Source organism: Salinicola salarius (assembly GCF_002179555.1).
In the GTDB taxonomy this organism is placed as follows: Bacteria; Pseudomonadota; Gammaproteobacteria; order Pseudomonadales; family Halomonadaceae; genus Salinicola; species Salinicola salarius_A.
Window position 1 is genome coordinate 1 of record NZ_NHOU01000019.1, and the last position, 21,571, is coordinate 21,571.

The 21,571-nt window shown below is 59.6% G+C and carries 20 protein-coding genes, 1 tRNA gene and 1 pseudogene; 7 read left to right on the forward strand and 15 right to left on the reverse strand.

The features are described from left to right. Positions 1 to 75: 75 nt before the first annotated feature. Positions 76 to 1,588: pseudogene (locus tag CCD76_RS13650) on the forward strand (BCCT family transporter); the annotation flags it as partial. Between the two features lie 409 nt (positions 1,589 to 1,997). Then, positions 1,998 to 2,636, forward strand: coding sequence for a hypothetical protein (locus CCD76_RS13655; RefSeq protein WP_087720006.1), 639 nt, complete (start codon positions 1,998 to 2,000; stop codon positions 2,634 to 2,636). 109 nt (positions 2,637 to 2,745) lie between these two features. Here the strand turns inward: CCD76_RS13655 and CCD76_RS13660 are convergent, their stop codons facing one another. Together CCD76_RS13660 and hmpA are read right to left on the reverse strand one after the other, a co-directional pair. After that, a complete protein-coding gene (locus tag CCD76_RS13660) occupies positions 2,746 to 3,816 on the reverse strand; it encodes an NAD(P)H-dependent flavin oxidoreductase (protein WP_087720007.1) in 1,071 nt (356 codons plus the stop codon). Positions 3,817 to 3,856: 40 nt separating this feature from the next. Further along, positions 3,857 to 5,077, reverse strand: a complete 1,221-nt coding sequence (gene hmpA, locus CCD76_RS13665; RefSeq protein ID WP_087720008.1) for an NO-inducible flavohemoprotein — start codon at positions 5,075 to 5,077, stop codon at positions 3,857 to 3,859. Between the two features lie 80 nt (positions 5,078 to 5,157). Here hmpA and CCD76_RS13670 point away from each other — a divergent pair, with 80 nt between their 5' ends. Next, positions 5,158 to 5,592 carry an Rrf2 family transcriptional regulator gene (locus CCD76_RS13670; protein ID WP_087720009.1) on the forward strand — a complete coding sequence of 145 codons (435 nt, stop codon included), beginning with the start codon at positions 5,158 to 5,160 and terminating at the stop codon, positions 5,590 to 5,592. Between the two features lie 34 nt (positions 5,593 to 5,626). On the opposite strand, the gene acuI is transcribed toward CCD76_RS13670, so the two are convergent. From acuI to CCD76_RS13685, 3 genes are all read right to left on the reverse strand, one after another. Beyond that, complete coding sequence (acuI, locus tag CCD76_RS13675) at positions 5,627 to 6,613, reverse strand: acrylyl-CoA reductase (NADPH) (protein ID WP_087720010.1); 987 nt, start codon at positions 6,611 to 6,613, stop codon at positions 5,627 to 5,629. A gap of 59 nt (positions 6,614 to 6,672) precedes the next feature. Next, positions 6,673 to 7,809, reverse strand: a complete 1,137-nt coding sequence (locus CCD76_RS13680) for an MFS transporter (protein ID WP_087720011.1) — start codon at positions 7,807 to 7,809, stop codon at positions 6,673 to 6,675. Between the two features lie 251 nt (positions 7,810 to 8,060). Further along, entirely contained in the window at positions 8,061 to 8,294 is a 234-nt protein-coding gene (locus CCD76_RS13685) for a hypothetical protein (protein WP_087720012.1), read from the reverse strand. A 450-nt stretch (positions 8,295 to 8,744) separates the two neighbouring features. Between CCD76_RS13685 and CCD76_RS13690 the strand changes: the two genes are divergently transcribed. Beyond that, entirely contained in the window at positions 8,745 to 9,197 is a 453-nt protein-coding gene (locus CCD76_RS13690) for a GNAT family N-acetyltransferase (RefSeq protein WP_087720013.1), read from the forward strand. Positions 9,198 to 9,332: 135 nt separating this feature from the next. Here CCD76_RS13690 and CCD76_RS13695 read toward each other — a convergent pair whose 3' ends face one another. The 4 genes from CCD76_RS13695 to CCD76_RS13710 all read right to left on the reverse strand — a co-directional run bounded on the left by CCD76_RS13695 (position 9,333) and on the right by CCD76_RS13710 (position 12,776). Further along, positions 9,333 to 9,920, reverse strand: a complete 588-nt coding sequence (locus CCD76_RS13695) for a hypothetical protein (RefSeq protein ID WP_087720014.1) — start codon at positions 9,918 to 9,920, stop codon at positions 9,333 to 9,335. A gap of 259 nt (positions 9,921 to 10,179) precedes the next feature. Next, the gene (locus CCD76_RS13700; protein WP_087720015.1) at positions 10,180 to 11,424 is read right to left on the reverse strand and encodes a hypothetical protein; all 1,245 of its coding nucleotides are present in this window, start codon (positions 11,422 to 11,424) and stop codon (positions 10,180 to 10,182) included. A 264-nt stretch (positions 11,425 to 11,688) separates the two neighbouring features. Continuing rightward, positions 11,689 to 12,069, reverse strand: coding sequence for a hypothetical protein (locus tag CCD76_RS13705; RefSeq protein ID WP_087720016.1), 381 nt, complete (start codon positions 12,067 to 12,069; stop codon positions 11,689 to 11,691). Positions 12,070 to 12,699: 630 nt separating this feature from the next. Continuing rightward, positions 12,700 to 12,776 (reverse strand) — tRNA-Arg (locus CCD76_RS13710). Positions 12,777 to 12,959: 183 nt separating this feature from the next. On the opposite strand from CCD76_RS13710, the gene CCD76_RS13715 reads away from it, so the two are divergent. Both CCD76_RS13715 and CCD76_RS13720 read left to right on the forward strand, forming a co-directional pair. After that, on the forward strand, positions 12,960 to 13,808 hold the full coding sequence (locus CCD76_RS13715; RefSeq protein ID WP_087720017.1) for a methyltransferase domain-containing protein: 849 nt from the start codon (positions 12,960 to 12,962) through the stop codon (positions 13,806 to 13,808). Then, positions 13,808 to 14,815: a methyltransferase gene (locus tag CCD76_RS13720; RefSeq protein ID WP_087720018.1), complete on the forward strand. Its 1,008-nt coding sequence runs from the start codon at positions 13,808 to 13,810 to the stop codon at positions 14,813 to 14,815. The genes CCD76_RS13715 and CCD76_RS13720 overlap by 1 nt, the downstream gene beginning before the upstream one ends. Here CCD76_RS13720 and CCD76_RS13725 read toward each other — a convergent pair. Both CCD76_RS13725 and greB read right to left on the reverse strand, forming a co-directional pair. Then, positions 14,799 to 16,040, reverse strand: coding sequence for an EAL and HDOD domain-containing protein (locus CCD76_RS13725; protein WP_087720019.1), 1,242 nt, complete (start codon positions 16,038 to 16,040; stop codon positions 14,799 to 14,801). The genes CCD76_RS13720 and CCD76_RS13725 overlap by 17 nt on opposite strands. Before the next feature lie 124 nt (positions 16,041 to 16,164). Then, entirely contained in the window at positions 16,165 to 16,704 is a 540-nt protein-coding gene (gene greB, locus CCD76_RS13730; RefSeq protein ID WP_087720020.1) for a transcription elongation factor GreB, read from the reverse strand. 332 nt (positions 16,705 to 17,036) lie between these two features. Here greB and CCD76_RS13735 point away from each other — a divergent pair, with 332 nt between their 5' ends. Continuing rightward, positions 17,037 to 17,507 (forward strand): universal stress protein, encoded by a 471-nt coding sequence (locus tag CCD76_RS13735; RefSeq protein ID WP_087720021.1) that lies wholly within the window; start codon positions 17,037 to 17,039, stop codon positions 17,505 to 17,507. Positions 17,508 to 17,696: 189 nt separating this feature from the next. Here the strand turns inward: CCD76_RS13735 and CCD76_RS13740 are convergent, their stop codons facing one another. The 4 genes from CCD76_RS13740 to CCD76_RS13755 all read right to left on the reverse strand — a co-directional run bounded on the left by CCD76_RS13740 (position 17,697) and on the right by CCD76_RS13755 (position 21,565). Beyond that, the gene (locus tag CCD76_RS13740) at positions 17,697 to 18,527 is read right to left on the reverse strand and encodes an MBL fold metallo-hydrolase (RefSeq protein ID WP_087720022.1); all 831 of its coding nucleotides are present in this window, start codon (positions 18,525 to 18,527) and stop codon (positions 17,697 to 17,699) included. A gap of 76 nt (positions 18,528 to 18,603) precedes the next feature. Further along, positions 18,604 to 18,918 (reverse strand): hypothetical protein, encoded by a 315-nt coding sequence (locus tag CCD76_RS13745; protein WP_087720023.1) that lies wholly within the window; start codon positions 18,916 to 18,918, stop codon positions 18,604 to 18,606. 341 nt (positions 18,919 to 19,259) lie between these two features. After that, positions 19,260 to 20,213, reverse strand: coding sequence for a cytochrome d ubiquinol oxidase subunit II (locus CCD76_RS13750; protein WP_087720024.1), 954 nt, complete (start codon positions 20,211 to 20,213; stop codon positions 19,260 to 19,262). Beyond that, on the reverse strand, positions 20,213 to 21,565 hold the full coding sequence (locus CCD76_RS13755; protein ID WP_087720025.1) for a cytochrome ubiquinol oxidase subunit I: 1,353 nt from the start codon (positions 21,563 to 21,565) through the stop codon (positions 20,213 to 20,215). The genes CCD76_RS13750 and CCD76_RS13755 overlap by 1 nt, the downstream gene beginning before the upstream one ends. Positions 21,566 to 21,571 lie beyond the last annotated feature (6 nt).

A 21,571-nucleotide genomic window follows, 5' to 3' on the forward strand; every position in this document is an offset into this window, starting at 1 on the left:
TGGATCAGGCAGCGTGACCTGAATAGTTACAGAAAATTTTCAATAGTGTAAGTCAATCTCTGGGGATTATTTTCGATGGCAAATTCTCAAGAACCGCAGGATTCTTCCGGCGATTCCTCGGCGGGGGAAGGGATCCGGCGTCCGGAAGGTAAAACGGCAATAATCGACACGGATTATGTCATTGGTCAGGACAACATCTCGTGCGTTAGGCATCAATCTCGACCTGCATGGCAAGGTGTTCACGATCTCCTCGATCGTCGTGCTCCTCTTCGTCTTCTTGACCCTGGCATTTCAGGCTCAGGTGGAACCGATACTCAGCGGAGTTCGAGACTGGCTGACCGGCAATCTCAGTTGGGTTTTTCTGATAGCGGTGGATTTCTTCGTCGTGGTCTGTATTGGCCTGATTCTGTCACCGCTTGGCAAGGTGCGTCTCGGCGGGCCGGACGCCAAACCCGATTTCAGCTACTTCGGCTGGTTTGCCATGCTGTTCGCGGCGGGCATGGGCATCGGCCTGGTGTTCTATGGCGTTTCCGAGCCCATGAGCCATTTCGGTACATCCCTGGCGGGGCCTGCCGTGGGGGCCGACGGGATTCGTACCGATTTTGCGCCACTCGGTGGTGCCGCGGGGGATGAAGCCGGGGCGCTGTCGCTTGGCATGGCGGCAACGATCTACCACTGGGGCCTTCATCCGTGGGCGATTTACAGTCTCGTTGCCCTGGCGCTGGCGCTATTCTCGTTCAACAAGGGTTTGCCGCTGACGATCCGCTCGATTTTCTACCCGATCCTGGGCGAACGGGTATGGGGCTGGCCCGGTCACTGCATCGATATTCTGGCGGTTTTCTCCACCCTGTTCGGCCTTGCCACCTCTCTGGGGTTTGGCGCCTCCTAGGCTTCCGCCGGGCTGCATTATCTGTTCGGGGTTCCCAACAATAACGTCACGATGACCTTGCTGATCATCGCGATCACGGCAGTGGCCCTGGTTTCCGTTCTGTCCGGACTGGATAAAGGGGTGCAGCGGCTCTCGATGGTCAACATGGCCCTGGCGTTCATCCTGATGACCTTTGTCATCATCGTGGGCCCGACCTTGCTGATCGCCAAGGGATTCTTCAGCAACATCGGTTCTTACCTGGAGTATCTGCCCGCGCTATCGATGCCTTTCGGGCGGGAAGATGCCAACTATAGCCAAGGCTGGAGCGCCGTGTACTGGGCTTGGTGGATTTCCTGGTCGCCGTTCGTGGGCATGTTCATCGCTCGCGTGAGCCGTGGACGTACCGTCCGGGAGTTCCTGATTTCGGTGATGCTGGTGCCGACCGTGGTTTCGATTCTCTGGATGACCGCCTTTGGTGAAACGGCGATCCATCAGCAGCTCGACTCGGGGTTTCAGGGGGTACAGAATGCCGCGCTGGAGCTGAAACTCTTCGTCATGCTGGACCAGTTGCCGCTTGCTACCATCACGTCCGTGGGCGTCATTCTGGTAATCATGTTCTTCGTCACGTCATCGGGTTCCGGATCGTTGGTCATCGATTCCCTCACGGCAGGCGGGAAGACGGATGCATCGGTTTCCCAGCGCGCTGCGCCGGCTTTGGTGTTTCTCCCCGTCCTCCTTCAAGATCGCAGGTGTCGCCTGGTTGGCTAACGGAAAGCGGTTCAGGCCAATCGGGAAACGTATTGAAACAAATCTGGCGACCATACTTGCCGTGGATCAAGTTATCGAGTGCCGATGAGGTCCACAGTAAAGGTCAACGTCAGGAAGGCGTTTTGACAGGGACGAACGCTGCAGGATGCGGCGACACAGGGATGCACGGCAGGAAGCCGTGGTGATTTGGCAAGGACGAGCAACGTTTGGGGAGTCGGCCAACCGACTCCCTTTCTTCGTTGTGCTTTTCTTCGTTGTGTTTTTCTTAGTGCGCCTTCTTCGCTGGGCTTTTCTTGGTGGCGCCTTGCGTCGATTGGCATCTACGTTCCCCGGGCCGTGACCGTCGGCAGTGAGCAGAGAAATGATGGATTGGATTTCCCAGAACAGCTCCGCCATCACGGCGCTGACCAGTCTATGCACGTTGTTGGTATGGCTCTTCTATGCCCAGTTGCTTTACCTCAACTTCAAGCGGCAACGCCAACCCAAGATCATCATCAATCGTGGCTTTGGTCGTACGATGCAGGCGCGTTGCGTCATCAGCAACATGAGCCCCGAGCCGATTTTCATCGAACATATCATCGCCATCCTTCACACCGACCAGGGCGCAATTTCCCGGGATCTGATCGATTTCGAGGAATCGACCGCCGGCCAGGGCGAAGCGGATCGGCTGGTCGAGACCACGCGGCAGGGGCCGATGCTCTCCGGCAGCTACAACCACATCGGTTCCTTCCGCGACATCATCGATCGCGTTCTGCGTTTCCATGACCTTCCGTCCGAGGATTTCCGGGCGACCGATGGCCGTACGCTGCAGGCGATAGAGCTGCGCGTCATCGCTGTCTATGGCAGTGAGGATTCCCCCGTCGGGGCTTCCCGAACGTTCGCGCTGACGATGAGCTCGGAAGGGGAAGTTCTGGTGCCGACCCGTCTCGATACTCGCCGGTACGCATCGAGACCGAAACGGCGCGAAGTTCGCCGGTGGATGCGAGAGCAGGACGGCTAGGCAACCGAAGGCATGAAATAGCGATACGTCTCGTTCCCGGCTTTGGGGGATTGGCGAAGCGTTGTCTTGGTCAGCCGCGTGTTCAGGGAGCTTGTTCAGGGGGACGTATTCAGGAGTGGGCGTGGCGGCTCGCGGCCTGTCTTTGGGCTTCCAGCGTGCCGAGCAAGGCTCCCGCCGGCAGGTGAGTCGCCCTTGCGGCGCCGGTGCCGGCCCATTGTGCCCCGAAGCCGCTTTCGCCTCTGGCCCTGGCGGCGGCATTCAGTGCCTTGCCGAGATCGTACGCGCAGGGGTAGGGCGGAATGTCGCCCGCCGCAGCGCTCTCGGCCCAGGCGGTGAATCGATTGACGAGACAGCGCGCCGGACGGCCGGAGATGGCGCGGGTCATCACGGTGCCGGCGCGGGATGCCAGCCGAGCCCGGTAGGCCTCGTCGGCGGCGCTTTCCGGGCAACCGATGAACGCCGTGCCCAGTTGGGCCGCTGCCGCGCCCCAGGTCTGCGCCTGCTGAACGTCGGCGCCATCCATCAGCCCGCCGGCGGCGATGACCGGCAGCGGAATCTCGCGAACGATCTCGCGGGTCAGCGCCTGGGTCGATCGCTGTTCATCCGGCGCCGAGGGATCGAACACACCACGATGGCCGCCCGCCGCCCAACCCTGGGCGACGACGGCATCGAGCCCGCTGGCCGCGATCTGGCGCGCCTCGTCAAGCGATGTCGCGGTAGCAATCAGCCGGCATCCCGCCTGGCGCAGCGCTTCGATCTGCGCCGGCCTGGGCAGGCCGAAATGGAAGCTGACCACGGCTGGGCGGGTTGCCAGCAGCACCTCGAGCATCGCGTCGCTGGTCTGGAAGGGCGCGTAGATCTCTTCCAGCGTTTCCGGCGGTGTGGCGTCGAAGCTTTCGAACAGCGGGCGGGCCCGTTCGATCCATCGTCGTTCCCGCGTGCCGTCACGCACCGCAGATGCATGGCAGAAGAAGTTGACGTTGAACGGCCGAGAGGTCAGCGCCTGCGTTTCCAGAATGACCCGGTGCGCTGCCTCTGGTGTCGAAGCGCCGAGCCCGAGGGCGCCCAAGCCTCCCGCATTGGAGACCGCCGCCGCCATGGCCGGCGTCGAAACGCCTGCCATGGGTGCCTGCAGAATCGGAATCTCCAGGCCGAGCTCGACGAGCAATCCGCTAGACATGTCTGTTACCTCCGTCGTTGCGGTGACCGGGCGTAGCCTGTCAGGCCTTCAGCGGCTGCAAGGGGCCGAAGCACTCGTAACGCCGATCATCGGCTGCCACACCCTTCGCTTCCAGCATCTGGTCGACACTTTGCATCATGGGCAGCGGGCCGCAGAAGTAATAGGTCGCGTTCCAGCCGCCGACCCAACGCTCCAGATCGTCCGCTTCCAGCTCGCCGCCTTTCACCCGATTATCGTCGTTGAGATCTGCTTCCCGGGGCTCGCTGAAGCAGGTGTGCAGCTCGAAGTTCGGGTAATCCCTTGCCAGCGCTTCCAGCTCGCTCGTGAAGGCGCGCAGCCCGCCGTGGCGTGCGGCCTGGACGAAGGTCACCGGTCGCGAGGCGGAGGCGTTCAGCGCGGCATGGGCCATGGAGATCAGCGGCGTGATGCCGACGCCACCGGCAATGAAGACCAGCGGCTTTTCCGCCGGGGCCGGCAGCTCGAGCGTAAACGCACCGCAGGGCGGGGAAAGCTCGATACGGTCGCCCTTGGCCAGCCCGTCGTGAATGCGGTTAGAGACATCGCCGTCCGGCACGTCGTTGTCACCGAGCTCGCGCTTGACGCTGATTCGATAGGCGGACGCTCCCGGCGCGTTGGAAAGGCTATAGTTGCGCATGGCGGTGTTGCCGTCGGCGTCCTGCAGGCGGATCGAGACATACTGCCCCGGCAGGTGAGCGGGCGGTGTGCTGCCGTCTGCCGGCGCAAGATACAGGGAGACGATGTTGTCGCTCTCGACCTGGCGTCGCACGACCGTGAACGGCTTGAAGCCCGCCCAGCCCTGCTGTTCGCGCTGCTGGGTGTAGATCGCCTGCTCGCGATCGATGAAGACCTGCGCCAGTTCGCCGTAGGCGGCGGCCCAGGCATCGAGAATTTCATCGGTGGCCGCGTCGCCCAGTACTTCCTGGATCGAAGCCAGCAGGTTCTCGCCGACGATCGGGTAGTGCTCCGGCTGGATCGTCAATGAAGTGTGCTTCTGGGCGATCACTTCGATGGCACCAGCCAGCGCCGAAGGGTCTTCGATGTGCTGGGCGTAGGCCAGAATGGCGCCGGCCAGGGCGCGCTGTTGGCCGCCGGAGCGCTGATGCGCGGGATTGAAGTAACGCTTGACCTCCGGGTTATGCTCGAACATTCGGGCATAGAAGTGGCGGGTCAGTGTCTCGCCGTGCTGCTGGAGCACCGGAACGGTCTGCTTGATGACATCGATCTGGGCGGGAGTGGGCATGCTGCCTCCTTCTTAATGAGTATTTAGGATACTTCTTTAAATAGGAGTATTGTTTACCAAATTATGGCTGTCAAGCGCTGATGAAACTGACGACACACACCGATTACGCCCTGAGGCTGCTGATCTACCTGGCGGCGAGAAGCGAAGAGATGCCTGCCACGGTACAGTCGGCCGCGACGCATTACGGCATTTCCGCGCACCATCTGGCCAAGGTCGCCCAGACGCTGGTACAGCTGGGCTACGTGGTGAGTCTGCGCGGGCGGGGAGGCGGTCTGCGGCTTCAGTTGCCCGCCGAGGAGATCAACATCGGCGCGCTGGTGAAACAGACCGAGAACCTGGAACTGCTGGAGTGCTTCGGGCCGGATTCCACCTGCCCGATCGAGCCGGGCTGCCGGTTGAAGGGCGTGCTATGGAAAGCCCAGCAGGCATTTCTGACCGTGCTGGACGGCTACGTGCTGGCCGATCTCGTCGAGAATCGCCAAGAGCTGCGGATACTGCTGGGCAGCCCCGGCTGAGCCGTGCGTCCGTGATACAAGAGCGCTCGGCCGTTTACCGATTGACATCCACCACCAGCCGGCCGCGAACGTGGCCGGAGAGCAGATCGCTTGCCGCGGCGATCGCCTCCGACAGGCCGATTTCGGTGGTGGTCTGCTCGAGCCGGTCCAGATCGAGCTCCGTCGCCAGGCGGGACCACGCCACGGCTCGTTCCGCGTGGGGCCGGAAGACACTGTTGATGCCGAGCAGCGACACGCCTCGCAGGATGAACGGCGCGACGGTGGCCGGGAAATCCATTCCCTGGGCCAGCCCGCAGGCCGCCACCAGCCCGTCGACCTGGGTCTGCGCGCAGGCGTTGGCGAGGGTATGGCTGCCGACCGAATCGATGACGCCGGCCCAGCGCGCCTTGTCGAGCGGGCGGCCCGGTTTCTCCAGCTCGGCACGCGGCAGAATCTCGGCGGCGCCGAGACGTTCCAGATAGTCCCGCTCCTCGACGCGCCCGGTCGCGGCGATGACGCGATAGCCCCGCCGCGCCAGCAGCATGACGGCGAAACTCCCCACGCCGCCGCTGGCGCCGGTGACCAGCACGTCGCCGCTCTCCGGCGTGAGCCCGTGGCGCTCCAGCGCGATGAGGCTGAGCATGGCGGTATAGCCCGCGGTGCCGATCGCCATGGTCTGGCGCAGGTCGAGCCCGTCGGGCAGGGCGGTCAGCCACTCGGAGCGCACCCGCGCCATCTGCGCCAGCCCGCCCCAGTGCGTTTCACCGATACCCCAGCCGTTGATCAGCACGCGGTCGCCCGGTCGCCAGTCTGGGTTGTCGCTCTGTTCCACCGTGCCGGCCAGATCGATGCCGGGCACCATCGGGAATTGCCGAACCACCGCCCCCTTGCCGGTGATCGCCAGGGCGTCCTTGTAGTTGAGCGTGCTCCATTCCACCCGGACGAGCACATCGCCCGGCGGAAGCTCGTCCGTTTCCAGTCGAGACAGCACCGCCTCGGATGAGTTGTCTTCCTTCTGGTTGACCAGGATGGCGTTGAACATGGCTCTCTCCTCGAACGAGATCGGGCATCAGGGGAAGGGCGAACGGTGACGAGGGGCGATTACCGCCGATCCAGCGCCGGGGCGAACAGGATGATGAAGAACGCCAGGATCCCCAATAGGCAAAAAGCATAGTGCAGTGTAATGAAGTGGGCGGTGAATCCGATCGCCGGCGGGCCGAACAGCATGGCGCCGTAACCCAGCGTGGCAACGCTGGCGATCGCCACGCCCGGCGGCGTCTGCGGGTCATTGGCGGCGCGGGTGATCGCCAGCGGCATGATCAGGGCATAGCCCACGCCGAGCAGCACGAACCCCGCCAACGCCGTGTACAGGTTGGCAAACAGCACGGCCAGCAGCACGCCGGCCAGCGCCGAGGAACCGGCAAACCGCGCCGCCTGAGTCGGGCCGAGGATCGATATCACGCGGTCGCCGATGAGCCGCATGATCACCATCGCCATCGAGAAGACGGTATAGCCGAGCGCGGCCTGGGCCTCGCCGGCGGCAGTGACGGAGACCAGGAAGAGCGCGCTCCAGTCCGCCATGGCGCCTTCACCGATCGACGCGCACATGGCGATGATCCCCACCCACAGCAGCGGCCCCTTGGGCAGCGGAAACAGGCTGCCGCCGGGTGATCGGGGGCGGGTTTCGGACTGCCAGCCGATATGGGCGAACCGGCTGGTAACGGCGTAGAGCAGGACGGCAAAGACCGTGAAATGGACGACCAGGCTCAGGTCGAGCTTGACCGCCAGGTAACCGGCGGCGGCACCGAGACCGGCACCCAAACTCCACATCGCGTGAAGCGACGACATCACCCGCCGGCCGATGTAGCGCTCGGCCTCGCCGGCCCAGCTGTTCATGGCCACATCCATGGAACCGTGAGCACCACCGAACAGAAAGAGCGCCGGGGCGAGCAGCCACAGGTTGGGCGCCAGTGCGATCAGGATCAGCGCCAGCGCGTAGAAGGCCGCGATGGCGAGCGTCGTGCGCGCCGCGCCGAACGTGTCCGACGCGCGTCCGGCCAGCGGGAAGGAGACGATGGCGCCCAGCGCCAGCAACAGCAGCAGCAGCCCCAACTGGCCGCCATCGATGGCGTTCTGCTGGACGACGCTGGGGATTCGCGAGGCCCAGGCGCCGAAGAGCCCGCCATTCAGCACGAAGGCGGCCGCCACGGCGAGCCAGGTTTTACGGGCGCTAGGCATGAACGAGCTCCACTTGCGGGTCATTCGACGCGGTTCAGGAAGAGATCATTGTAGCGTCCGAACGTAAACCGCTGCTCGGCCCATCGAATCAAAAAAAGCCGCTCGAGGAGAGCGGCACACAGGGAACAGACCACTAGAACAACTCGAACCGGATGTAGGCGGGCGCATAGAGCAGAAAGCGGCGAAGGTCGACATCGAACCTGACGTTCATCGTGACCGCGGCTACGACTCGTCTGTCGATCGATCGGGCATCAGGCCGCTTTCGGGGACAAAAGACCTCCCTCATGCGTCATCTGGATCATCATGCCTAGCGACAGGCTCAAGGCATGCAACCGATAGTTCCGGGAGTGAAACCCGCTGAGATAATCCCGGGTGCCAATGAACTCGTCACACGCGATGCAGGTGATCTCGTCCCAGTCCTGGTCTTTGTCACTGGAAAGCGCCTCGGAACAACCGCATCGCGGGCAGGAAATATCATGTTTCATGGATAGCCTTCCTTGGCTTGTTACCAACCCATCATCCTGATCGGTCTATGTGGGGGCATATACCGTAGGGTCAGGCGGCTGAAGCCTCACCCCGTGCCGGCGATCCTTGCCGACAGAACGATAATGGCACGTCACCAAAACTTGTGCAATAAAGTTTTAGTGTACAGTTTTTCATCAAGACTGCGCCAGGGCCTCGATGCACTGCAGCGACGTGGAAAAGGCTTCGCTGGGGAGAGGGCGATGAGGTATGAAGTTGTACAACTCGCTCTGTGGTTGGGTTTGTTGAGATGAGCGCGGGCCACAGCTTTGGGTATCGCGTTCATGTTGCTGGTCCGCGGTCTATGACCGCAAGCCGCCAAGCGAGCTCGCCGTTAGGCATTAGGTGATTCAGAATAACTACTCGCCGGCTTTTTCATCAGTGACGAGCCGTTGCTGCCAAGGTATCGACACATGCCAATTCAAGTAAGAGAAGCCCGTAAGGCTGATATCGATGAGATCTTCGCCATCCGTACCAGCGTGGCGGAGAACCACCTTTCGTACGAGCAACTCACCGAGATGGGCATCACGCCTGGAGCCATTGCCGCTATGCTCGCCCAGGGCCCTTGTCTATGGGTTGCGGAGATTGATCAAGTACCCGTGGGCTTTTCGATGATTCGCGACGAGACCGGATGCGTATTTGGGCTATTCGTCCGCGCCGACCATGAAGGGCGAGGTGTGGGCCGCTTACTTCTCGAGAGAGCCGAACGCCACTTATTCGCCAAATTCGACGAGATCTGGCTGGAAACCGAGATTGGCAGTCGAGCCTATGCGTTTTACGAGCGTGCCGGCTGGCTTCCCGTTGAGAAGCGGGATCGCGGCTTGATGAAGTTTATCAAAGCCCGATCCGCTCCGGGTGATCTGTGAGTGACAGCATTCGGCCAGAAGCGGCCATCCCGGTTTTTCTGATATAGCGCCGAAGCTCAGTTGCCGTTGTGGAGCGAAGCGGAACAGTAGTCAACTGCAGCGCCTCGTTAGGCATCAACATCTCCACTCCGGGAATCATCTCTTTTTTCCGAGCATTGTCAGTTGTCTGTTGAGAGCATGGAGCTCATCGCGAATTTCCTGGACAGTGGTTTTATTCGGTCCCTTCAGCGCATCTACGATCGCTTGATTAGCACTTGTTCGCGTCGGCATTTTCTGCAAGTGATCAACTCCAAGTACGAACGTCACTTTTTTGGTTCGAAGAAACCCAATTGGATTTCGGAATTTGTACGAAGCTCGTACCTCCAACCCATCTCCGACTTTACTTTCTAGGCCTGCGTATTGTCCGCCATTGAATACGTAGCGTTGCCCAGGTGATACTGCGGGAAAACCTTTTTTGGGAATTTCTGCCCCATCGCCGTTTGGTTTCTCGATACCAAAACAGGCAATAGGCAAAGGCTCAGAAAACGCTACTTCTATAGCGTTGCCGCTGCCGATGTTTTCAACAACCAAGTCGATAAGGGAGGGAATATCGGGATTGGGCTGATAGTAGATCAGTAGCTGTGGTTGATAGCGAGTGAGCAGAGACAGATAAGCTACCCAGACAGCAAGCATAGTTGCGAGCGGGCTAATGATGTACGCAATAATTTGTGCTAGAACTGACATACCATCCCCTAAACTATTCCTTGATCACTAAAAGTACCATGTTGCACGATTGCTTATTAACTGAACGAACATTCGCGTCCAAGTATGTTATACAACATACTCGATTAACATCAATGAACGTGCTGGCTGCTTTTGCTGAAATAGCCGCTTTGGGTCGCTTTCGGCCAGTGCAGTTATTACGATACCAGTCAGGGGCGCGACGACAGGAGCGGATAGCTCGCATAGCAACAGCGGACAGCTAAAAATCATTACAATGGCATTATTTTGCGGTCGCAAATATCACCTTTTCTGCCATATACTGAACTAATGGAAGATACTTCACGACAATTTCTTCTGACTCTGTAAATGGTAAAAAGCAGTCATCTCGCGAATACCTGTCGCTTGAATGAACAAGAGCATTACGGATATGCTTCAATAATGCAGATGTATTAGACAGCGCGTGTCCTTTCTCCAGCTTGATGGATAGCTGTTCTCCGAAAATTTTTTGTTTAGAGCCAGAATAGAGCTTTTCACCCCTATCCTGCTCGAGATTACTCACGAATTCAATGAAATCTTCTTCAGGAACATACTTATCTAGCACATCCCGAAGCATCTTTTTCTCATCTACCGTGCTGTCATTTTTTTTAATGGTTGCCACCAACTTTGAAACGCTATCATAGTTCACTTGAAAAGTCGGGTCATTTAGCTTAGATCTAACTGCAGAAAACAGTGTTTCATCTGCAACTCTCAGGAAGTGATACTCAAGGATGTGGTAATAAGATAGAAAGACTTGGCTCGGAAACTGGCTGCTTTTGGCCACCTTGTAGTAACTAACCACGCTGGCCTCATAACAAGCGCTCGGAATACTCATCACCTCAGAGTCATCATCTAATGGTTGCGTAAGAACAAGCCCTCTCGACTTAATATCATGACTAATTTCCCAGCACTCGCCTTTACTTTGCGCAAGACTGAACAAACATGCGCGAATACGGTCAACCGCTACAGCGCCAATATCTTCATTACGTGGTTTGCGTTTTGCTATATATCGGGCAGTATGAAAAACCATCATAATGTCGTCAACTCGGAATCGAACTCGGCTATCGGAGCGCGCCCTGTTTTGTCGAAACTTGCAACGTCGATGAATTCGCTCCTTAATACGATTAAAAGTTGTTTCGTAACGATCAGATTCATAATACGAAAGCAAAAACTCCTTAGTGGCGGGAGAAATATGTATGATATTTCCTTTTTTATCCTCAAACTTATGCTCATTTCTGAAGAAGTAGCCAGGGTCCAATCGGGTTAGCTGGAACTCTGCCGAGCGGTTAGCCATGAGAACCCGCTGGTCAACATCAAAACGGTACTGCCTAGCTTTGTAAAAATTATCAATGGCTTGCTTCCATTCATCAGTCAATGTAATTGAAATTTTATTTTCATCAACATCAACATCAACGTTGAGGGTGCCCTCCGCTTCGATAATAATGCAACCTAAACTCTCAAGTCTATTTTTAAATACTTCCAAGCTCATATATCGAAACCTTCTGATTTATAGCAGGTGCTAGCCAGTATGCACGTTCCCCTTGAACGAGCGTGCGCGTTCAGCATTCTTGTATTGCAATATCAACCAGCTGGTTTTAATGTGAATTTTTATTGAGACTGTCCATATAACTTCAATAAGCGAGCGTTAAGCCTTACCACATGTCCGCTTCAGGTCGATAGCAGGCGGCCGAGTGAAACGAGATATATGCGCGTTTTTCTTTGGCGATGCTGTCTGGCCTTGTTAGCTGCTTTACTACAAAGTCCCATTACGCTTAAGCTCTCTTACTTTGTCTTCGATAGAACGAGCTTGCATGTGAATACCATAGTTCAAAATGTTTTTACAACGTTCAGCAAGCGGCATGCTGCTCTGCGAATCGGAAGCCCAAATAACAGCTGCTCTGTTGACATATCTACTTGGCTCTTGCCCCCACCGCCAGCCCTTAGATTCGTGGAGGTATTTACTAAAAACTGCAGAGGATTGGAGCACCTTATCGTTAATTAGATCTCTATCGATTAACATGCAATAGTTTACTGTGAGCTCAGCATCGATAATGTCATTGATGAGATCATCAACTTCGTCAGCTTGTGCTGTCATTGCACACCATGCGAATACTGATAAAAGCAATTTTTTCATTATTTCTCCTTGTACAGCTAACATGGATAAACGTGCGTGCAGCATTACTTGGGAGGACCGCTTTGGGTCGAAACCCGTCAGCTTTCTCAAGCTCTATTCGGAATACTTTGTGTATCAATCTGACACATTCCGTTTCACTTCTCTATCCAGAGTCCTCCCGCCTTTCATCGAGTGAGCGGAGAAACGCATCATTCCGCATCGATTTTCGGCCGCCACAAGCCGCCCGCAGCCCAACAACGACGCGGCTTCTCGCCCTCTGCAACGCTGCATCAAAGCCAGCCCCTTAGTGCACAGGCGGGGCGCCAGGAAACCCGAGCCTTTCTCTCCCTATCGGCATGCGAAGGCCAGGCTTGAACGATGCTCGTCCGCTTCAGCCTACGAATAGCGCATGGCGCGTCCGGCTGGCGGGCGGGGCGATTGCTTGTGGGGTTAGGCTTGATGGTTTCGGTCTTTCATAGGGCTGGTGGCGTGGTGGTATACGAGGGGAAAATCGAACAGGTGCATTCCCCTGAGCACGCCATCGGCATACCGGACTCGGGGTAGATCGGGAATGCCGGGAACCGGAAATGAGCGTAACGCCATGAGCCAAGGCGCTTTATGACGTTCTCGGGAGTATCGATGAAGAAGACTTGGTGCCCCCATCAGGATTCGAACCTGAGACCTTCCCCTTAGGAGGGGGACGCTCTATCCAGCTGAGCTATGGGGGCGGGAGGCAGGACAGCACTACCGCTGTTCGTCGAGCGAAGCATGTGTCTCGAGCGGCGCATAGTATAAGCGCCGGATTCGTCGAGATAAACCCGCCGTGGCCATTGCGTCGGGACGCTCTGCGTTGGTGTTGATACAATGCCGCCTTTCCGATTCGAGCCGTCGCTATCTCATGCCGTGTTCTCATGCCTAGTTCTGATGACGCTTCCGAGCTGCCCGCCGCGAGCCCGCGCCACGGCAACGATATCCCCGTGGGGCAGGACCGGATCTTCGACGGCCTGGCCGACAAGTTCGCCAACAGCCTCTATGCCATGGCGCGCGGCCAGATCCGTCTGGCGGTGCTCGATCAGGTGCTGTCGCGCTCCTTGCCGCAGGACGGCGCGCCCGCGCTGGATGTAGGCGGTGGCCTCGGCCAGATGAGCGTGTGGCTGGCGGAGCGGGGGCATGATGTCACGCTGGCGGAGCCTTCCGCGGAGATGCTGGCGCATGCGCGAGCCGAATTCGGCGAGTTGCCCATCCGGGCGCTGCAGGCGCCGATCCAGGCATTGCCGGAGCTGGCGCCGGGGCCGTGGCCGCTGATCGTGTGTCACGCGGTGCTGGAGTGGCTGGCCCAGCCGCGTCAGGCGGTTGCCACGCTGAAATCCCTGCTGGCGCCGGGCGGTCGCCTGTCGCTGATGGTGTTCAACCGCGATGCGCTGCGTTTTTCCAACGTGGTCAAGGGCAACCTCGACAAGGCGCTGGAGGATCGGCTTTCGGGCACCGGCCAGCGCCAGCGGTTGACGCCGATCTCGCCGTTGACGCATGCCGATATCGAACGCTGGTGCCGGGAAGAGGGGCTGGTGATCGAAAGCGTTGCCGGCATCCGGATCTTTCACGATTACCTGCGGGAACGCTCGCCGAGCGAAGCCCAGCTCGCGACGATCATCGAGCTCGAGAAGCGCTACTGCCAGGTCGAGCCCCACTGGCGCCTGGGGCGTTACCTTCACTACATGATTCGGCACGCCGACAGCGCGGGCCCAGAGGAGACGTACTGATGTCGACGCAACCCCCGGCGTGTCAACTGCTTGCCCGCCAGGACGCGGATTATCGCGGCTGGCTGTGGGTCGCGCCGCCCCGCGATGGCTGGCTCGAGTCCGGCGAGGGCAGCGTCTGGAGCGCGGAGCTGGATGTCTGCAACGCCTGGCGTCAGGCCGGCCGGCCAGCCTACGGCGCCCTGAGCGCGCCGCCGGCCGAGGTGCCGGGGGCGGTGCTGTTCTGGCCCAAGAGCCATGCCCTGGGGGAATGGTGGCTGGCGGCACTGAATGCGTCTTTGCCGGCTGGCACGCCGCTGCAGGTCGTCGGCGAGAATCAGGGCGGCATCAAGCGTGTGCCGAAAATACTGGAAGGCTTTCAGCAGGAATGCCGCAAGCTGGATACGGCGCGTCGCTGTACGCTGTTCGCCACCCGCACGGTCGAGCCCGTTCGCGATCCGGATGCGGTCTGGCAGACGTTCACGGCAGAGGGGCTGACGCTGGCGACGCATCCCGGCGTCTTCGGTCACGGCAAACTCGACGAGGGCACGCGGCTGTTGATGGAGGCGTTGCAGCAGTCGCCGTTACCGGCGCGCGGCAATGCATCGCTGCGCGCGCTGGATGTCGGCTGCGGCGACGGCATCCTGGCGGCGTGGCTGGCACGGCAGGGCTGCGAGGTCACCGCGGTGGACATCAACGAGTTCGCGGTCGAGGCGACGCATCGCACGCTGGCGGCGAATCGGTTGACCGGCACGGTCGTTCAGAGCGATGTCTACCGCCAGTTGGAGGGCACCTTCGAGGCCATCGTCAGCAATCCGCCGTTCCATCAGCAGCGTGCGGTCGATTACGGCCCCGCCGAGCGACTGATCCGCGAGGCGCCGGCGCATCTGGTCGATGGCGGCAGCCTGACGCTGGTCGCCAATGCGTTTCTGCCGTACCCGGACTGGCTCGAGGCCGCATTTGGCAGCTTCGAGATCCTGGCCGACAACCGGCGCTTTCGCGTCTATCGCGCCATCAAGGCCTGGCGTTAGCCTGTAGCTCTCGGGCCGTCTGGCGAGCGCGCCGATCGGCGGCCCGGACGTCTTCGGCCTGAATGCCGATCAACTGCAGCCGAGGCCAGGTAATTTCGTCCCATGACTCGCTTTCCAGCCGGATGGCGGTCTCCAGCAGCGCGCCCACCGGGCCGGCGCGGGTCAGCAGTGCTCTGGTGATCGACGCGTGCAGCGGCAGCGACTCGACGAGTTCCACCAGTGGGCGATCGAAGAAGGCCTCCAGGTAGGAAAACAGGCCCGAGATGAAGGCTTTCTCGGCCAGCGCGGGATCGCCCGCCGCGAGTTCCCGACACAGGCAGGCGCGCGCCAGCGCCGACTGCGGCAGTGACTCCGGCTTGTCTTCCATCTCGGACAGTGCCAACAGCGTCGCCAGACTGCGGATGCGTTGCGGGCCGACCAGGCCAACGGCTTGCTCCAGGGAGGTGATATCGGCCTGGCGTTGTTTGGTGTTGTTGACCAGCCTGAGTAGACGCACGCCAAGCGTAGGGTCGTACTCGATGGCGGTGGATATCTCGCGCACGCTCACGTCCGGCTTGCTGAGCGTGGCGATGAGTTTGAGTATGGCGATGCGGTCGGTGACCAACGTGGCGCCGTGAATGATCTGGGGGCGGGCGAGAAAGTAGCCTTGGAACAGATCGCAACCGGCACGCTGGCAGCAGCTGAGCTCGGTTGCCGTCTCCAGCTTTTCGGCCAGTATCTTGAGATGCGGATAGCGTTGACGTAGCTGCTGCACGATACGCTCGAATGCATCGTCGCAGTAGTGTGGATATTCGAGCTTGACGATATCCACGAGGGGAAGATAAGGATGCTCGATATCCTCCTCGGCGTAGTCATCCAGGGCGATGGTGAAGCCTTGCTGGCGTAGCAGCACCAGTCGGTCACGGATGGCGTCGTCGAACGGAATGTCCTCGAGTAGCTCGATGACCAGGCAGGCAGGGTCGAATGGCAGGTCATCGCGCAGCGTCGTCGCGGTAAAATTGACGTACAGCGGCTTCCCTTGACTGACCGTCTCCAGATCGCTCTGGGTGAAGGCATTCAGCAAGACCGTGCTGGTCGCTCGGTTGCCATCGAATGATATCGGCATCGGCCCGCCATCGGTCGGCCGAAACAGCAACTCGAAGGCGACGATTTCGAGCGAGGCATCGAAGATCGGCTGCCGTGCGAACAACACCGAGGTTGCTGGAGATTCGGAGGCGTTCGGCATGGCTGTCCTCAGTGGGTCCCTGTCATTTTGATCTGTCGGGCCAGGTTTGGCTGGCCCTTTGACCCTCTATCGACCGCCTCGGGGATTTGTTGAATTACCGGTGCTTTTTCGGCGTCTTCTCGTTTCAATGGTCGCGATCCGAGTAGGCGATGTCGGTCACGATATAGTGGGTCTCGCCACCCGGTGCAGCGACCACGACATCATCATCGAGCCCTTTCCCCAGCAATGCCCGGGCGAGGGGGGCGTCGACGCTGATCCAGTGCTTGTCGGTATCGGTCTCGTCGTGGCCGACCAGGCGTATCGACAGTTCTTCGCCCTCGTCGTCTTCCAGCGTCACGTAGGCACCGAAGTAGACCTTGCCGGTATCGGCCGGCAAACGGTCGACGACCTGCAGCTCGTCCAGGCGTTTACGCAGGTAACGAATCCGTGCGATGACGCGATTGAGCTCTTTCTTGTTGTAGGTGTAATCCGCGTTTTCGCTACGGTCGCCCAGGGCGGCGGCCTCACCGACTTTCGCCGATAGCTGGGGCCGTTTGACACGTGACAGATGGTCGTGGATGCCCTGCAGTCGATCGAATCCCTGCGGGGTGATCAGGTTGCTTTTCTTTTCCTGACGCGGGTCTTTCTTGGGATCGCGCCAGCGCGTCATGTTTCGGCCTTGCATAAGACGTCTCTCGATGCCTGAAGATCCGGATAGCGTAACGTGAATCCGCCGACCACCACCACGAGCACGGCGATACCCTCGGCCCGCGAGACGTTGGCCGAGCCAGGCCTCGTCAGTCGAGCAATGCTCCGTGGCTGCCGGTATGGGTTGCAGCGGGCAGTAGCAAACGGAAGCAGAACCGTAGCGACAGGAAGTCGCCGTGGCGAATGGCGTCGTGGTGTGTGCCGAAGCGTAACGGAAAGCGGGGAAGGGTTTTATGCGGTTAATCCGGATTAACGAGGAGGAAAGGACGCTCGCTATACTCGATAACGAGATGACAACGAGAGGCGACAATGCAGAATTCGATCCTCATTCCCATGGGAAAAAAGTCGGCATCCATGGCGGCCTTGCGCAAGGCAAGAGGCATCGCCCAACATGATCATACTCGACTTTATCTGCTGCATGTCGTCGAGCCCAGCGAGACGGGGGATGTTCTGGGCGCTGCGACAGGCGCCGCTACGCATACTCTGGACAAAGAAGACGTCGCGCGTGCCGAAGCGTTTCTGGAAGCTCGGTGGGACCGTTTGAACGAACCCATGGCGGCCGTGAATTTCGTCGTAAAGGCTGGGAAGCTTTCCGAGACGATCGCTGAAGAGGCCCGGCGGCTGGAGGTCGATACGATCATCATGGGTACGTCGAAATCCTCCCCGAAATGGGAAGGGATGATCGGCGAGGTCAAGAAGTCGACGCCCTGTAAATTGACGATCGTGGATGAAGAGGAGCGCGTCGTCCTGGAGTACTCGCCTGGCTCATCTGACACCTAACGCATTTGACTCGCCTGGCTCGCGGAACCGGGACCGATGACGCAGTCCCGGCTCGGCAGATTCTCGACAAATTAGGCTTTGTCTGAAAACTGTCTGCGCTCGGCCATACGGCGTTAAAAATCGGCTCAAAGTACTCATTTACACCGCGTAAACTCCGTCTTTTTGCCGATTTTTGCCTTGCCTGACNGCCTAGTGCATGAACGTATGCTTCGGCATGTGATCGGCATGGAAATGGTTGAGAATGTGCTCCAGCCCGTTGGTCAGAAGGGCACCACCGACCGGCGGGCCATGACCCGTCGTCGCCATCGCCGGTGACAGCTTCGCGAGTCGCCTGATGGACTCGAAGGCCTGCCTCCAGTCGTGGGTGAAGTAGCGCGGTGGCCCGCTCAGTTTGGCCCGTTGCAGGATGACCTGGCCGAGAGATTCCTGCTGTACGGTCACGAAGGCATCCCCCGCGATCAACGTCTTGTCTTCCTGCCTGAATAGCGAGACATGCCCCGGCGAATGGCCCGGCGTCGCCAGCCAGCGCCAAGAATCCAGCCCGGGAACCGAGCCGTCCTCCGGTAGCGGAGAGAGAACGTCGTTGAAATGATAAGGGCCTCGCGAGAACAGCGGGGAGAGGCGCGAGATGACGCCGCCTCCCGCCGAGGCGTCCGCTGGTGGATAAGGCATCGAGCCGGTCAGATACGGGAACTCCAGCGCATGCGCGTACAGCGGCACCTGCCAGTGGCGACTGAGCGCCAGCGCCGAGCCGATATGGTCGAAGTGGCCATGTGTCAGGATGATTGCCGCGGGTGCCCGATCGCCGAAGAGCCGTTTGGCCCAGGCGATGATTTTTCCCTCTTGCCTGGGGAGCGCAGCATCGACCAGCACCCAGCGATCCTGGCTTGGCTCCGCCACGAAGCAGATATTGACAAACTTGAGCGTCAGTTGCGTCACGCCGGGTGCTACCGGAGAACTTTGATTATCGCGGACTGATATCAGGCCCAGGGCAAGATTCTGACGGGTTTCTTCGTTCATGGCTTATCTCGTGCTGGACGACGGGATGACTCGACTCGATTCGACTCGGTTCGATAAGAAGGCGCGCCAAGATTCGCTAGCCGCTCGCCTTGGGGTCCGCTTTATCGGCCTTGTCATTGATGTTGGACTTGTGGGCCTTCTTCTCCTTGGCGAGCTGGGCGCCAGGAACGGGCGTCTCCTTCACCGTGTCGTTATGGTGGGGCGTATGCCGTGACTTGGCAGACTTTTGATTATCGACGTTTTCATCCGGGCGATAGGGTGTCGGCTCCTCGTGATGGGATTGTGCCGCTTTACGGCCTTCGGCAGCATTGGGGGTATCCTTGTCCATCGCCTTCTTGGCTTGCTGACGCTCTGTTTCAGTCCCTTTGGACCCATCCGTCTGTCGGTTCATCACGTTGCTCCTGAGTGAAGACATTCCCGAGACAGAATCGGTCAGTTTGTCTCCAGTTTAAAGCTGATGCAGCGGGCATGATTAATCGGCATCAACAATCCTCATGGATCGAAGGGGGATCGAAGGACGTATTCCCTTATTCATATCGAAGCATCGCTAAAATGCGTTGCTCGATGTTGAAGACGAAGAGGCCGCTTTCGGCATTGTTTTGTTCATGGCAGCGCTGAATTTACCCGCGAATGGCTGGCCCCTGATCGGGAAGATAACCGTGCCGAAAAGCTGATACTTTTATCAGGTCAGGCACAGTCTGACGCCATGTGGATGCTGGTTTGCCGACTGCCTCAAGACTTCAGGAGAGAGCGATAGCTGTACAGGGTGTAGGTCACGATCAGTGGCAGCGCTATCGCGAGTCCGACCAGGAGGAACAGCAGGCTGGCATGCGAGGCAATCGCGCCTTCCTCCGCCGGACTGCCGATCAGGAGATCGGGGTAGATACAGACATAGACGATCGAGGTCAACAGCAACACCGAGCACGCGGCCCATAAAAAGGATGCCGTACGGTTATTGGTAAGACGTCTGACGAGTACGGCGCCCACAAAGCCGACGGCGGAGAGCCCGGCGATGATGCCGCCTCGTTCTCCTACCCGAGAGGCGAGCAGCGGCTGCTCGATCAGACAGACGACGATCCAGAGAACGAGCATGAGGAGCGCCACGATGCCCAGCGTCAGGCGGTAGGCCGACTGCTTGCCGGTGCTAGTCTGGGAGATTGTCATGCGCAGCCAGGCACTGCCCAGCACGGCATAGCCCAGGATGAACACGGCGCCGCCAAGGGCGCTTTCATATTGCCAGATGTCGCCATGGCCAGGTTCGTCCGAGAGCCCCTGGCCCATGAGAAGCTGCGTGGCGATGGCGCCCTGGAGATAGGCGGCGGCCAGGGCGGTCAGAAACAGCAGTGTCTGGAAGAGCGCAGGGCGCGAGAACTTTTCATAGAATTCGAACACGATGCCGCGCACGAACAGCAGCATCAGCAGCACGACGATCTCGATGTAGAAGGCTGGCAGTATCGTCGAATAGAGCGCCGGAAAGGCGCCGTACAGCGCCGAAACCGCGAAGACCAGCCAGGTCTGGTTGGCATCCCAGAACGGGATGACGGAATGGATGGCGTGTTCCCGAACCTGCTTGTGGCCGAGAAAGGGCATGTTCAGGCCCACACCCAGCGTGTAGCCATCCAGCAGGAAGTAGATGGAAAGCGCCAGGGCGATCAGGATGTAGAGTACCGTTGCCAGCGTATCCATCAGGAGGCCCCGTTATCGTCTTTCGCCAACATGGCGCGCGGTGAACGCCGCGTGAGCTTGAAGAACAGGTAGGTTCCCGCCCCGGACACCAGCGTGTAGATCGTCCACAGCACGGCGAGGCTCGAGATGAGCTGCCAGGTGCCATAGGGCGTCACGGCTTCCTGTGTCGTCATCTCGCCGTAGATGATCCAGGGCTGGCGGCCGGCTTCGGTGGTGATCCAGCCGGCCTCGATGGCGATGAGGCCCACCGGCAGGGTCAGGGTCATCGCCCGCAGGAACCAGCGGGCATCGAAAAGCGACCGTCGGTGGCGGAGATAGAGCGACACCGCGACGATGCCGAGCATGGTGAAGCCGGTATAGACCATGAGCCGGAAGGACCAGAAGACCAGCGGCACGTTGGGGCGTTCCGCCTCGGGCCAGTCCGTCAGCGGCTGGATCTTTTCCGTCAGGCTGTGGGTGAGATAGAGGCTGCTGAGCCGGGGAATTTCCAATACGAAGCGGTTGCTCTCGCTGTCGCTGTCCGGCCAGGCGGCAACGACCATCGGCATGCCGCCGCGCTCCGGCTTGTGCTCCCAGTAGGCCTCCATGGCCGCCACCTTGACCGGCTGGTTCTCGAGCGTATTCAGCCCGTGGAGATCGCCCGCCACGATCTGCAGCGGCACCACGAAGGTCAGCATCCACAGCGCCATCGACAGCATCTTGCGGGAGACGGGGTCGGTGCGGTCCTTGAGCAGGTGCCAGGCCGCGATGGCGGCCACGACGAAGGCAGTGGCGATCATCGCGGCCAGCGACATGTGGACGAGACGGTAGATCGAGGAGGGGCTGAAGATCACCTGGAACCAGTCGACGGGGATGAAGGTGCTGCCATCGCGCCCGTAGCCTGCCGGCGTCTGCATCCAGCTGTTGGAAGCGAGGATCCAGAACGAGGAGAGGTAGGCGCCCACAGCCACCATGATCGCCGAGAAGCAGTGCATGCGGGTGCCGATCTTGCCTTCGCCGAAGATCATCAGGCCGAAGAACGTCGCCTCCAGGAAGAACGCCGTCACCACTTCGTAGCTCAGCAGCACCCCGTTGATGCCGCCGGCGGCGCGGGTAAACCCCTGCCAGTTGAGCCCCAGCTCGAAGGCCATGACCACGCCGGATACCACGCCGGCGCCATAGTTGGCGGTGAAGTGGGGCAACCAGTAGTGGTACAGCGCCATGTAGACCGCATCGCCTTTCCACGCCGCCATGCAGCGCAGAAAGGCGAGGTAGGTGGACAGGCCGATGCTCAGTGCCAGAAAGATGATGTGGAACAGCAGGGTGCTGGCGAACTGCAGACGTGCGAGATCGAGCGTGTCCAACGAGAACATGGCTGG